The following is a 13886-nucleotide window of genomic DNA, read 5'->3' as shown; positions in this document are numbered from 1 at the left end:
CGGGCGGCGAGCGCCTGAACAGGCCTGCAGAGGTCTCGTCCTGAGGAGAGACAGGCATGATCCGATCGGCCGGCGACGAAGCCGACTCGAACCCCACGTCGACGCGAGGCATCTCGCGCGTCATCCGCATCATCGCTGCCACCACCGGGGCCGCCGTCACGGCGGCGAGCCTCGTGCTCACCGGCGCCGTGCCCGCCCCCGCCGCCACTGCTGTCACGGTCCACACCTACGCACCGTCGGGCGTGGGCGGAGGCACGACGACCTCCCCGGACGTGGCGTCCACCAAGTACCAGGTACAAGCCGCCGGCACGCCCGTCCAGGCTGTCCGGTACACCGCGAACCGCAACAACTTCGACATCGCGCGCTTCGCGTCGGACTCCCGGACGCCGACGATCACGGTCACGCTGCCCAGCACCACGATCGACACGGTGAACATCTACCCGGCGCGCTACTACCCGTCCGGCAGCGTCTCGGTGAGCGCGGACAAGCACACCCTGACGTTCCAGATGTCAGCCGACGCCCGGTTGAACCAAGCGATCGTGATGGTCAACGGCGACTCGACCAACGTCACGGGACAGCCCTACCTGGCGGTCATCAACGACCCTCTGGAGGACCCGGCGCAGCGTCCCGACACCACGAGCGCACCGGACGGTTCCGGTGTCAACCTGCAGACCGGTGTCCTCAACTTCCAGGAGTTCGCCGCGAAGTACCTCGCGGCGCACCCGAACAGCACGGCTCAGAAGGCTCCCGCCGCGACGACGAGCTCCATGGCCGGCAAGACCGTCAACGGCACCGCGGTCCCCGCCGGTCAGCAAACCTCGGCCGGGAGCCTGGTGAGCGCGAGCAGCGTCAACGTGCGGTACCCGAATGTGCGGGCGATGGCCGCCGACGACGTCACATACGCCCTGAAGGCCGCCATCGACACCATCAAGGCCAACCCCACGGCGCTCAACACGCTCTACTTCCCCAACGGCACCTACGTGTGGTCCGGTCTCCTGGTCAACGGTCTGGACGGCAGCACGCTCAAGGGCGGCAAGCTGAAGATCTACACCGACGAAGGGGCCCTGCTGAAGAACCGCATCCAGGCGTACATGGAGGCGTTCGAGCCGGCGATCGGGATCATCAACTCGAGCCACCTCGAAATCGACGGCCGCGGCGTCTTCGACGGCAACGGCGTGGTGAACTACAACGCCCGCAGCGTCGGTGACTCGCACGACGCCTACCGCAGCCAGCACCAGGGCGGCGTCATGGTCATGCACTCATCGGACATCACGTTCAACGACACCTACGAGCGCGACGCGAAGCAGTGGAACTACGAGACCCACACCGCCAGCAGGGTGAGGTTCAACAACATCAAGGCCCTCACCCCGTACGGCCAGCCGTGGATCGACGGGACGGACTTCGCGAGCGGCCAGGACATCACCGCCAACGGCGTCTTCACCCTCGGCAACGACGACGCGTTCGCCTCCGGCCACTACAACCCCAGCGACGGATTCACCCCGCTGGCCCCCGGCGTGTGGGGCAACTTCCAACTCGGCACCTCCACCCCCGACGTCCAGGGCTATGCCAACGCGGTAGGCGCCCACGACGCCGTCGCCGATGAGCTCGGGTTCGACAACTACCACTGGGACCAGGCGGACTCGAAGAACATCTCGGTCAGCAACACGCTGAACTGGTCCGTCGGCGCCGGCAACTCGATCCGCATCGGATGGAACTCCTACGGATACCGGCTCAACAACTACACGTTCGACAACTTCAACTCCGTGTCGGCGCCGGCCGGCGGCATCTTCACGCAGAACAGCCCCAAACCGTACCCGCGCATCTCGAGCATCGTGGTGAAGAACAGCTCGTTCGACACCTCCCGGTACACGTCGGGACCGATCAGGCTCAACGGCGGCAACGGATCCACCCAGACCATCACCGCCGACGACCAGGCGACCTACGGGCTCGCCCCCAACCCCGACGGGTCGGGCGCCACGTACACGTATCCCAAGACCCCGATCAGCGTCCTCAGCCTCGACAACGTGTGGTTCTCGCAGCAGAAGACGAACAGCAGCCCGTTGAACGGCGCCACTAACGTGACGCTGAACAACCTCCGCGTCGCGGGCCAGCTCGTCGAATACAGCAGCCAGTTCCCGCTGGCGCCGAGCGGGATCGGCACGCTGACGTCCACCTTCACGGACGCGAACGGCCAGACCCGGAACGTCAAGGACGGCGCCCTCACCAACGGCGACACCTGGGTGGGCGCGTGGACCGGCGACCAGACCAAGAACAACTCCGCGGACCTGACCCTCATCACCCGCAACACCGGGGTCGGTCTGATGGGCGAGCAGTACACCACAGGATCCGGGGACGGAAAGCTCTCCTACATCCAGTTCCCCATCAGCAGCCTCACCAGGGCACCCAGCCAGGCGACGCTCCACCTCACCTACGTCGGCCACCGCTACTCGTCGGTGCCGTCGACCGACACCGACCAGCTCCTCGTCCAGCCCGTCAGCGACACCACCTGCACCGGCGGCGGCACATCCTGCCCGGTCACCACGATGACCTGGCAGAACCGGCCGAGCTTCACCGCCACGACCTCCTCCGTCGCGAAGTCCGCCACCTTCACCCTCGGTTCGACCCTCATCCCCGAGGGCGGCGGAACCCACCAGGGCAACGCCGTCGACGGCCGCGACATCACCGTCGACATCACCTCCTTCGTCCAGAACGCCTACGCGGCCAACCGGTCCACGCTCCTGCTCGCCGTCGGCAACGCGGGGGGCACCAACCATGAGCTGCGCTTCGTCAGCTCCGAAGGCGCCACCGGCTCCGGAAAGCTCACCAACGGGACCGCCGAGATGGCTCCCGGGGTGACCGTGACCCCGTAGACACGCGAGGACGATCCGTCCCCGCGGGCGGGCCGGCCTCGGCCGTCCGGTTCTGCCGTCGACGGCTGATGCAGCCACCGCATGTCTGACAGAGCGCAGTTGTCCACCACCGCACCCGCAGCGGTGGCGCCCCTGCGCCCAGTTGTTCTCACCGTCCGACAAGGGAGTCCAGCCATGCCACAGCCCGACCTTCCCCTCAACCGTCGGCGTTTCCTCACCACGGCCGCCCTCGCCGCCGGCGCCGCGGCCCTGCCCGGCTTCGTCCGCGCCCCCCGGGCCTCCGCGGCCGTACCGCCCCAGGTCACCCTCCCGGACCGCGGCATCTGGGACAACGCCACCGCTTCGGCCTGGACCGACGGGTTCCTGAGCGGCAACGGCGAGTACGGGGCCGTCTACTACGGGGCGCCCACGCTCGAGAAGATGATCTTCAATCATCACCGGTTCGTGCTGCCCAACGGCAGCCGGAGCGTCATGCCCCCCGTGATCTGGCCGTATCTCGAGACCGCCCGGGACCAGGCGCTGGCCGGCGACTACTCCGGCGCCTCCTCCACCTTCGCCCACGGCTGGGGCCTGCGCTGGACCCAGACCTTCCACCCCGGCTACGAACTCCAGCTCAGCACCCCGGGCATGACCACCGTCAACGACTTCGCCCGCATCACCGACTTCCGCACGGGAGAGATCACCCACACCTGGACCGACCAGTACGGCACCTGGAAGCGCCACGTCTTCGTCTCCCGCGCCGACCAGGTCATCGTCCACGAGCTGCTGCCCGCCGCCGGCCGCACCGTGGACACCACCATCAGCGTCAACACCGCTCTTACGGGCGTGCCGACCAAAGTGTCCTTCTCCGCCACCGCCACCGTCACCAGCGGCGACGGTTACCTGAACCTGCGTGGCACCTACCCCTCCGGCGGTGCCTACGGCTACGAGGGCGTCACCCGCGTCGTGGTCTCCGGCAGCGGCTCCTCCGTCACCGCCGCCGGGCAGACCCTGGTGGTCGCCAAGGCCACCAAGGTGCTGTTGCTGACCAAACTGGGCCGGTACGAGACCTCCACCGGCTGGAACAGCCGGCCCCTGCAGACCGCCCTCGCCGCGCTGACGGCCGACTACGCCACCCTCCTGGGCCGGCACGCCCCGAAGCACCAGGCCATGTACGACCGCTCCGGCATCGACCTGAACGTCTCCGCCGCCGACCGCCGGCTGGCCACCAGCGAGCTCATAGCCCGCCAGAACAGCAACGCGTCCGCCATCGACGTCGCACTGCTGGAGCGGATGTACGACTCCGGCCGCTATCTCTTCGTCAGCTCCAGTGGTGTCCTGCCACCGCGCCTGACCGGCATCTGGACGGGCACCTGGAACGGCTCCTGGGCCGACGACTTCACCACCGACGCCAACATCAACCTGCAGGTCGCCGGCGGCAACATCCTCGACCTCACCGATGCCATGCAGGGCTACTTCGACCTCATCCTCGGCCAGCTCGCCCACTGGCGCGACAACGCCACCAACCTCTACGGCACCCGCGGCTTCCTCGCCCCGACCCGGACCGACGGCGAATACGGGCACATGCTGCACTTCAACAACACCAGCTTCCCCGGCGAGGCCTGGACCGGCGGCGCCGACTGGCTGCTCTACCCGCTGCTGGAGTACTACCAGGTCACCGGTGACAGCGCCTTCCTGAAGAACAAGCTCGGCCCGGCCCTGATGGAACTGGCCCTGTTCTACGAGGACTTCCTCACCCGCACCGACGCCGGCGGCAAGGCCGTCTTCGTCCCCTCCTACTCCATGGAGAACAGCCCGGCCAACACCCGCCAGGCGTTCTCCATCAACGCCACCGGCGACATCATGGCCGGCCGGCACGCCCTCCAGGCCGCGATCGACGCGTCCAACACCCTCGGCCTGGAGCAGGGCAGCGGCCAGGGCGTGCAACGCTGGACCGCCCTGCTCGCCAAGCTGCCCGACTACACCGTCAACAGCGACGGGGCGCTCGCCGAGTGGTCCTGGCCCGGCCTGACCGACAACTACAACCACCGGCACGTCCAGCACCTGTACGGCGCCTGGCCGCTGCACGAGATCAACCCCGAGGACAGGCCCGACCTCGTCAAGTACGCGGCCAAGGCGCTGGACAAGCGAGTCGACCCGAATCATGCCGCCCACGGCAGCCTCCACCGGGCGCTGGCCCGCGCCCGCCTGAAGGACGGCCCCGGCGTCTACAGCAACCTGCTGAAGATCTACGGCAAGAACATGGTGTGGCGGTCCCTGATGACCTCCCACAACCCGGACCTGACCACCTACAACTGCGACGCCGCCAACGCCATCCCCGCCGTCCTCGGCGAAGCACTCGTCTACACCCGCCCCGGTGTCCTCGAGATCCTCCCCGCCCTCCCCGACCAGCTCACGAAGGGCACCATCAACGGCGTCCGCGGCCGCAACCGCACCACCGTCCAGTCGCTGTCCTGGGACACGGCGGCCCGCACGGCCACCGTCACGCTCACCTCGGACACCGACCAGAACATCACCTTCATCTGCCGGCGCGGCATCACCTCCATCAGCACCGGCGCGACGGTCACCAGGTCGTCGCTGGGCAACCACGCCCGCGTCGTGTCGCTGACCGCAGGAACGAGCACCACGATCACGATCGGCCTGCTGACCGGCCCCTTCAAGCTGGTCAACCGCAAGAGCGGCAAGGTCCTGGACGTCTCCGGTGCCTCCACCTCCGACGGCGGGCCCGTCATCCAGAACACGTGGTCCGACAGCGCCAACCAGCAGTGGAAGCTGCTCCCCGACTACGACGGGTCCTACCGCCTGTCCAACGTCAACAGCGCCAAGGTGCTCGACGTCCCGGGCGGCTCCACCAGCGCCGGCACAGCCCTGGACCAGTGGTCGGACACCAACGGCACCATCCAGTGGTGGAAGCTCGTTCCGGCGGCCACCAGCGGCTACTACCGCCTCGTGAACGTCAAGAGCGGACTGTGCGCAGACGTGCAGAGCGGATCCACCGCCGACGGCGCCAGGGTCATCCAGTGGCCCGCCAACGGTGGCTCCAACCAGGAATGGCAGCCCGTGGGGCTGTGACGGCCCTGGACACGTAAACCACCGCACCACCTCCCAGGAGCCCTACCATGCCCGTTCTCCAGATCGACGGCGACGATTTCACCCTCGACGGCGAGCCGTTCCGGATCATCTCCGGCGGCCTCCACTACTTCCGCGTCCACCCCGCCCACTGGGCGGACCGGCTGCGCAAGGCCCGCCTGATGGGCCTCAACACCGTCGAGACGTACGTACCGTGGAACCTCCACCAGCCCCGGCCCGACGTCTTCCGCCTCGACGGCGAACTCGACCTGCCGCGCTTCCTCGACCTGGCCGCCGCCGAAGGACTGCACGTCCTGCTCCGTCCCGGCCCGTACATCTGCGCCGAATGGGAGGGCGGCGGCCTGCCGTCCTGGCTCCTCGCCGAGCCCGACATCCGGCTGCGCAGCCAGGACCCGGTGTACCTCGCCGCCGTGGACGCCTACTTCGAGCAGTTGCTCCCGCCGCTGCTGGATCGGCTGGCCACTCGCGGTGGGCCGGTCCTCGCGATGCAGGTGGAGAACGAGTTCGGCGCCTACAGCGACGACACCGCCCACCTCGCCCACCTCGCCGACCTGCTGCGCCGGCTCGGCGTCGACGTTCCGCTGTTCACCTGCGACCAGCCCGCCGACCTGGCCCGCGGCAGCCTGCCCGGTGTCCTGGCCACCGCCAACTTCGGCAGCCGCGCCCGCCAGGGCCTGGCCGCGCTGCGCGCCCACCAGCCCAACGGCCCGCTCATGTGCACCGAATTCTGGATCGGCTGGTTCGACCGCTGGGGCGGCCACCACGTCGTCCGCGAACCGGACGCCGCCGCCCGGGAGTTGGACGAGCTGCTGGCCACCGGCGCCTCCGTCAACCTCTACATGTTCCACGGCGGTACCAGCTTCGGCTTCACCAACGGCGCCAACGACAAACACACGTTCCGCCCCACCGTCGGCTCCTACGACTACGACGCGCCCCTCGACGAGGCCGGCGACCCGACCCCGAAGTACCACGCCTTCCACGACGTCATCGCCAAGTACGTCCCGGTCCCGGACGAGCCGGTGCCGGCCCCCGCGCCGAAGCTCCCCGCGGCCAGGGTGACGCTCACCGACACCGCACCGCTGTTCGCCGGCCTGCCTGCACTCGGCAGCGCCGAGAAGTCCGAACACCCGCTGACCATGGAACAGTTGCGGCAGGACTTCGGCTACGTCCTCTACGAGGCGACCCTGCCGACTGCCGGCCCCATGAATCTGGAACTGCAGGACGTCCGCGACCGCGCCCAGGTCTTCGTCGACGGACAGCCCATCGGCGTGCTCGAACGGGAGAACCACGAACGGGCCATCGCGTTCACCGCCCCCGCGGCCGGCAGCGTGCTGCGCGTCCTGGTGGAGAACCAGGGCCGCGTGAACTACGGCCGAGGAATGCACGACCGCAAGGGCCTGCTCGGCCCCGTCCGGCTCAACGGCGCCGAACTGACGGGCTGGGCCAACCACCCGCTGCCCCTGACCGACCTCAGCGGCCTCGCCTTCCTACCCGCCGAGGGGCCCGCCGTCGGGCCGGTCTTCCACCGGGGCACCTTCGACATCGAGGAACCGGCCGACACCTTCGTCCACCTGCCCGGCTGGACCAAGGGCAACGTCTGGATCAACGGCTTCCACCTCGGCCGCCACTGGTCCCGCGGCCCCCAGCGCTCCCTGTACGTACCCGGCCCCGTCCTGCGCCCGGGGCCGAACGAGATCACCGTGCTCGAACTGCACACCACGTGCCTCGACCGCACAGTAGAGCTTCGCGAGCAGCCCGACCTCGGCCCCACCGAGGAGTGACCGACCAGCCCAGAACAGCCGGTGGGGGCGGGGGCTCACGACGTTCGAGCGGCCGGGGGTTGCGCCTGGGCTTCGACCACCAGCGCGTGGCCGGGACGGTTGGCCGTGTCCGGGGCGGCCAGGCCGACCTGGGCCAGGTACCGGCCGGTCAGGGTGAGGGCGGTGGACCGCTTCGCCCAGGCGGGCCAGGTGTGTTCGGGCGCGGAGAGCTCGGGATGCACGCGCAGGGTGTAGCGGGTCCGGGGTTCCAGCCCCGGGAGGCGTACGGGCGCGCCGCTCTCGGCGACGGAGGTGGCCAGCTGGACGTAGGCGAAGACGGCGTGGGAGCGGTCCGGGGACACGACGCCGTGGACCCAGGCCGCCGGGTCGGGGTGGTCGGCGCGGACGACGTCGCCGCTGTGGAGCAGCGGCCGCAGCTGCTTGTAGGCGCCGACCCACGCGGTGAGCGCGCGCAGTTCGTCCTTCGACCAGGTCGAGAGGTCCGATTCGATGCCGGCGTGTCCGAACAGCGCGGTGGCGCAGCGGAAGGCGAGCTCGGTGTGGCGGTGGCTGATGTGGGCCGGGGAGGAGCCGATGTGGGAGCCGATCAGCTCGGAGGGCAGGAGCAGGCCGGTCCAGCGCTGGATGGCCTGGCGTTCGATCGGGTCGATGTTGTCCGACCCCCAGATCCGGTCGGTGCGTTCGAGGATGCCGAGGTCGGCGCGGGCGCCGCCGGAGGAGCAGGACTCGATCTCCAACCCGGGGTGGTGGGCGCGCAGTTCGTCCAGGAGCCGGTAGACCGCCGTCGTCTGCGCGTGCACGCCGGGTCGGCCGTCGTGGACGGCGTCGGCGAGGTCGCGGTTGTGGTCCCACTTGATGTAGTCGATGCCCACCTCCCCGACCAGGGTGCTGATCCGCTCCAGCAGGTAGGCGTGGGCGTCGGGGTGCGCGACGTCGAGGACGTGCTGGTTGCGCTGCTCGAACGGGAGGCGGTCGGGGTCGGCGAGGAACCAGTCGGGGTGGGCACGGGCCAGGTCGGAGTCGGGGTTGACCATCTCGGGCTCGAACCAGAGGCCGAACTGCATGCCGAGCGCGTGGACGTGGTCGGCGAAGGGACGGAGCCCGTCGGGCCAGACCTTCTCGTCGACGTACCAGTCGCCGAGGCCGGCCCGGTCGTGGCGGCGGTGCCGGAACCAGCCGTCGTCCACGACGAACCGTTCCACGCCGACTTCCGCCGCGGTCCGCGCCGCGGCGCGCAACCGCTCGGAGTCGTGGTCGAAGTAGACCGCCTCCCAGATGTTCAGGGTGACGGGCCGGGTGGTGGCCGGGTGCTGCGGCCGGGCCCGGAGCAGGTTGTGGAATCCTCGGCTGATCCCGTCCAGACCCGTGCCGGAGGCAGCGAAGTACACCCACGGGGTCCGGTAGGACTCGCCCTCCTCCAGCCGGATCTCACCCGCGTCCAGCAGTTCGCCGCCGCCGAGGACCGTCGTCCCGTCGACGAGCCGCTCCGCGTACTGGACGTGGTTGCCGCTCCAGGCGGGATGGACGGCCCAGACCTCGCCGTGCCGGAAGCCGAAGCCTTCGGTGCCGGCAAGCAGCAGCCCGGCGTCGAAGCCGGTGCGGCCGCGTCGGCTCTCCCTCGACCGGACGCCCTGCCGCAGCGGGGAGCGCTGCGGGGAGCGCTCACGGGCCCAGCGGCCGGCGAAGTCCAGCAGTTCCGCGGCGTGGGCGGGGACCGGAAGCACGCAGGTCAGCGCGTCCAGGGTGTAGGCGTCGGTCGCCGTGTTGGTCAGGGTGTGGCGCAGCCGCACCACGCTCTGCTCCGTCATCTCCAGCTCGGTGTCCAGCGCGAGCCCCGCGCCGGGGTCCAGCGCCCGCACGCGGACGGTGCCGCCGCGGCCGTCCTCGGCCTGCACTGCGACCGGTCCGGCGAGCTCGAAGCGCACCGGGCGGACCCGGCCGTCGCGGTGCCCGGCCAGAGCCGGGCGGCCGAACCAGCCCGAGCCGAGTCCTTGACAGGGCATCAGGCTTCCGGCCTGGTGGCCTGGGCTTCGGCCCATGGCGTCGAGTACCTGCGCGGCGTCGCCGGCCCGGAAGCCGGGATCGACGCCCCAGTGCAGCACCCGGGGCAGTCCGGGTCCGGTGGTGTCGAGCGCGAGGGCCGCGTCACCGGCCGACAGCACGACGAGGTTCGCCTCAGTCATCTGGTCCTCGTTCAGGAGTGGTGGTCCTGGTCCGGTGCCCGGCGGAGGCCGGGCCCCCGTCGGTCCCGTCAGCCGTTCCGTCGGCGCTCACACCTGTCCTGGTCCGACGCGTCCACCGGGTCCGGGGACCCGTCGTCGGCGGGGTGGTTCCGCGCCTCCGACGACGGAGCGCTCTTCTAGAGATAGCACGCCCGCCCTTCCGGTGAACATCCCGTGGCCGGGAACGGGCACGGGTGTCGGATCCGCCGTCACCTCCCCGCTGCCACTGATGAATTGGGCGGGCGGCCGGCTCGCGCGGAGGAGGGACGGGCGTGGCGCCGAACCGGCACCGCCCCCGGCCGGAAAAGTCACTGCAGCCATCTTGACGTGCCTGGTCGGGCGGGTATTGACTCCGCTCACACCCGGAGAGCCGTTGTCCTCCCAGCAGGAGGGGAATCGCTCTGCCCTGGATTGTTAGCGCTAACAATCCAGGTTGCCGAATGGGGCGGGCGGGCTCGGGACTCCCGTACGCGGCCGGGTGGCAGCTCCATCCCTTGACCTAGGAGATCTCCATGCACAGGCAGAGTTCCACCCGCAGGCCGCTGTCGGTGGTGTTCACCGCCGTGGTCGCGGCCGTGGTGGCGGTGGCGGCGATGCTCGCCGCCGGCCCGGCCCAGGCGGCCACCACCGGCGCCCTCCGCGGGGTCGGCTCGGGCCGTTGCCTCGACGTGCCGAACGCCAGCCAGACCGACGGCACGTTCCTGCAGATCTGGGACTGCTGGGGCGGCACGAACCAGCAGTGGACGTTGACGTCCACCGGCCAGCTGACCGTTTACGGCAACAAGTGCCTGGACGTTCCGGGCCACGCCACCGCGGCCGGGACCAAGGTGGAGATCTGGTCCTGCACCGGCGGTGCGAACCAGCAGTGGCGGGTGAACACCGACGGCTCGGTGGTCGGTGTGGAGTCCGGGCTGTGCCTGGACGTCTCGGGCGCCGGCACGGCCAACGGCACGGCGGTGCAGCTCTGGAACTGCAGCGGCGCCAGCAACCAGCAGTGGACCGGCCTGTCCGGGACGGGCACCACGTGCGCCCTGCCGTCGACGTACCGGTGGAGCTCGACGGGCGCGCTGGCGCAGCCGGCGAACGGGTGGGCCTCGCTGAAGGACTTCACCGACGTCGTCTACAACGGCAAGCACCTGGTCTACGCGACCTACTCCGACGGATCGTCGTGGAAGTCGATGGGGTTCGCGCCCTTCACGAACTGGTCGGACATGGCCTCGGCCGCCCAGACCGCCATGCCCTCGTCCGCCGTGGCGCCCCAGTTGTTCTACTTCGCGCCCAAGAACACCTGGGTGCTGGCCTCGCTGGGGTGGGGCACCGCGTGGCCCTTCACCTACCGCACGTCCAGCGACCCGACCAACCCCAACGGCTGGTCCGCGCCGCAGCCGCTGTTCACCGGTAGCCTCCCCACCGGCGGTCCGATCGACCCGACCCTGATCGCCGACGACCAGAACATGTACCTGTTCTTCGCCGGTGACAACGGCAGCATCTACAAGTCGACCATGCCGATCGGGAACTTCCCGGGCAGCTTCGGTTCCTCGTACACGACGGTCATGAGCGACACGGTGAAGAACCTGTTCGAAGCGCCGCAGGTCTACAAGGTCCAGGGCCAGAACCAGTACCTCATGATCGTCGAGGCGCGCGGCGCGGCCGAGAACCGCTACTTCCGCTCGTTCACCGCCACCAGCCTGAACGGTCCGTGGACCGCGCAGGCCGCCACCGAGGCCAGCCCCTTCGCCGGCAAGGCCAACAGCGGCGCCACCTGGACCAACGACATCAGCCACGGTGATCTCGTCCGCAACAACCCCGACCAGACCATGACCGTCGACCCCTGCAACCTGCAGATGCTCTACCAGGGCCTGCCCACCAACACCCCGTCGGGCACCTCGTACATCCAGCTGCCGTACCGACCGGGCCTGCTCACCCTGCAGCGCTGACCCGGCCGGTCGCACGGTGATCGCAATCCTGAAGGCATGAGGCGGGGCCGGCTCTCACGAGGTCGTGAGAGCCGGCCCCGCGCGCCGTCGGGGACGGCAGGTCAGCCCTTGCCGGTCAGGCGCCAGATCTGGTTCCTCTTGTTGGACAGGTTGCTTGCCGGGTCGCAGGTCCACTGGTGGACGAGGGCGCCCGGGGTGGTGGAGACGCCGGAGACGTCGACGCACTTGCCGCTGTGGACGGCGACCAGCTGGTAGTCCTTGCCGTTGCCGAGTGCGGTGACGGGGTTGAGGGTGAACATCTGGTTCGTGCCACCGCTGCAGGTCCACTGGATGACGGCGGCACCGTCGCCCGTGGAAGCACCCGAGACGTCCAGGCACTTACCGCTGTACTCGTCGACCACCGTGTAGGTGTTCGCACGGCCGGCGACCGGCTTGAAGTCGAGCATCTGCTGGTAGCCGCCCTCGCAGAGGTACTGCTGGTACTGCGTCCCGTCGGTGGTGCCGAGGTTGGTGTCGTCGAGGCACTGACCGCTGTGCTGCACCACCGCGACGGTGGAGACGGTGGTGTTGGACGGTGGCAGCAGGGTGACGGTGTAGCCGTCGGCGGCGTCCGTCCACGGCACCGCCACCGAGGCCGAGTTGTTGCTCACGGTCAGGGTCCGGTCGGAGACCGTCACCGGTCCGGTCACCGCGCCGCCGCCGTTGTTCGGGATGCGCTGGACGATCGCGCGCACCCGGCCGTTCTCCACGACCGAGGTGGTGTCGAGGCGGTTGAGGTTGACGGTGACGTTGCCGGTGTTGCCGTTGTCGCCCAGCAGGATCTTCGCGTTGCGCGCGGTGTTGTCCTTGGTCGCCAGCCCGTCGGTGTTGGTGCCGGGCGTGAGGTTCACGATGTTCCCGGTCTGGGAGCCGTAGTACCGGTAGAGGAACCACTCGCCCTTCGGCAGGTACTGACCGGAGCTGTTCTTGGTGAGCAGGTCGGCCGCGTAGTCGTGCAGGCCGGGGCCCCCTCCCCAGTTGGAGCGCATGCCGTCGGCGCCGGCCCGCTCCAGGCGGCTGATGAACCAGCCGCCGCCACCGGGGTTCTGCTGCTCGCGCCCGGCGTACTCGTTGATCTGGTACGGGCGGGTGTTGGTCAGGCCCGCGGCGGCGAGGATCGCGTTGGCGTTGCTGACGGCCGGGACGGGGTCATGTGGAATGGCGTGCCAACTGTAGATGTCGGGGGCGGAGTTGGTGGCCTTCACGTGGTTCAGGTAGGTGGTCCACCAGGAGTTGGAGGAGCTGGGCGGGTTGGCCACGCTGGGGCCGACGATGAGCTGCCCGGGGAGGTTGGCCCGCACGGCGGCGTGGAACCGCGACCACATCTGCAGGTACTGGTTCTGGGACCGGCCCCAGAAGCCGCTGAGGTCCGGCTCGTTCCACAGGTCCCACTCCACCGTCATGTTGTTGGCCTTGACGTCGGAGATCAGCTGGTTGACGAAGTTGTCGAACTGCGTCCAGTTGCCGTTGTCGCCGGGGAAGCCCTGGCTGGTGGTGCCGTCGGCGCCCCACAGATCGTGCGGCAGGATGACGAACGTGCCGCCGAGGGCGACGGTGCGCCGGTACTGGGCGAGGGTGGCGTTCCAGCGGGTCCGGTAGTCGGCGAGGCTGGTGGCGTAGCCGCCACCGTTGAGCTGCGCGCCGCCGGCCCGCATGAGGTGCCACTTGATGTCCTTGAAGAAGTGGTCCGGCGGCTGCGAACCGTCGGGCGTCAGCCCGTAGATCATGCCCGAGGCGCGGTAGTTGGGGGCGCCTCCGGCGACGGAGAAGTCGACGGCGACGGAGGTGTCGGCGGCCGGTGACGGCGCGGCGGACACCAGGTTCGCGGCCACTGCGGCCAGCAGGACGGCGACGGTCGAAGCCGCTCGTCGTCCGGTGCGGGCCGTTGTACCGGGAAGTGCGGTGGGTGACTTCATGGTGCGGCTCCTCCGGGTGGGAGTGCGGTGA

At 69.7% G+C, this 13886-nt stretch carries 6 protein-coding genes; 4 read left to right on the top strand and 2 right to left on the bottom strand.

Annotated elements, in window-relative coordinates:
- Positions 1-56 precede the first annotated feature (56 nt).
- The 3 genes from AB0M03_RS20970 (at position 57) to AB0M03_RS20960 (ending at position 7741) form a co-directional block, all read left to right on the top strand.
- Positions 57-2870 (top strand): hypothetical protein, encoded by a 2814-nt coding sequence (locus AB0M03_RS20970; protein ID WP_363493070.1) that lies wholly within the window; start codon positions 57-59, stop codon positions 2868-2870.
- Between the two features lie 174 nt (positions 2871-3044).
- Positions 3045-5942, top strand: coding sequence for an RICIN domain-containing protein (locus tag AB0M03_RS20965; RefSeq protein WP_363493069.1), 2898 nt, complete (start codon positions 3045-3047; stop codon positions 5940-5942).
- 47 nt (positions 5943-5989) lie between these two features.
- Positions 5990-7741, top strand: a complete 1752-nt coding sequence (locus AB0M03_RS20960; RefSeq protein ID WP_363493068.1) for a glycoside hydrolase family 35 protein — start codon at positions 5990-5992, stop codon at positions 7739-7741.
- Between the two features lie 35 nt (positions 7742-7776).
- Here AB0M03_RS20960 and AB0M03_RS20955 read toward each other — a convergent pair whose 3' ends face one another.
- On the bottom strand, positions 7777-9924 hold the full coding sequence (locus AB0M03_RS20955) for an alpha-galactosidase (RefSeq protein ID WP_363493067.1): 2148 nt from the start codon (positions 9922-9924) through the stop codon (positions 7777-7779).
- Between the two features lie 551 nt (positions 9925-10475).
- Between AB0M03_RS20955 and AB0M03_RS20950 the strand changes: the two genes are divergently transcribed.
- Positions 10476-11900, top strand: a complete 1425-nt coding sequence (locus tag AB0M03_RS20950; protein ID WP_363493066.1) for a non-reducing end alpha-L-arabinofuranosidase family hydrolase — start codon at positions 10476-10478, stop codon at positions 11898-11900.
- Between the two features lie 101 nt (positions 11901-12001).
- Here the strand turns inward: AB0M03_RS20950 and AB0M03_RS20945 are convergent, their stop codons facing one another.
- Positions 12002-13855 carry an RICIN domain-containing protein gene (locus AB0M03_RS20945; protein WP_363493065.1) on the bottom strand — a complete coding sequence of 618 codons (1854 nt, stop codon included), beginning with the start codon at positions 13853-13855 and terminating at the stop codon, positions 12002-12004.
- Positions 13856-13886 lie beyond the last annotated feature (31 nt).

Origin of the sequence: Kitasatospora sp. NPDC051914, from assembly GCF_040680995.1 — a bacterium.
Classification (GTDB): domain Bacteria; phylum Actinomycetota; class Actinomycetes; order Streptomycetales; family Streptomycetaceae; genus Kitasatospora.
The sequence above is the reverse complement of the archived record's forward strand: the minus strand, read 5'-3'. Positions and strand labels throughout refer to the sequence as shown.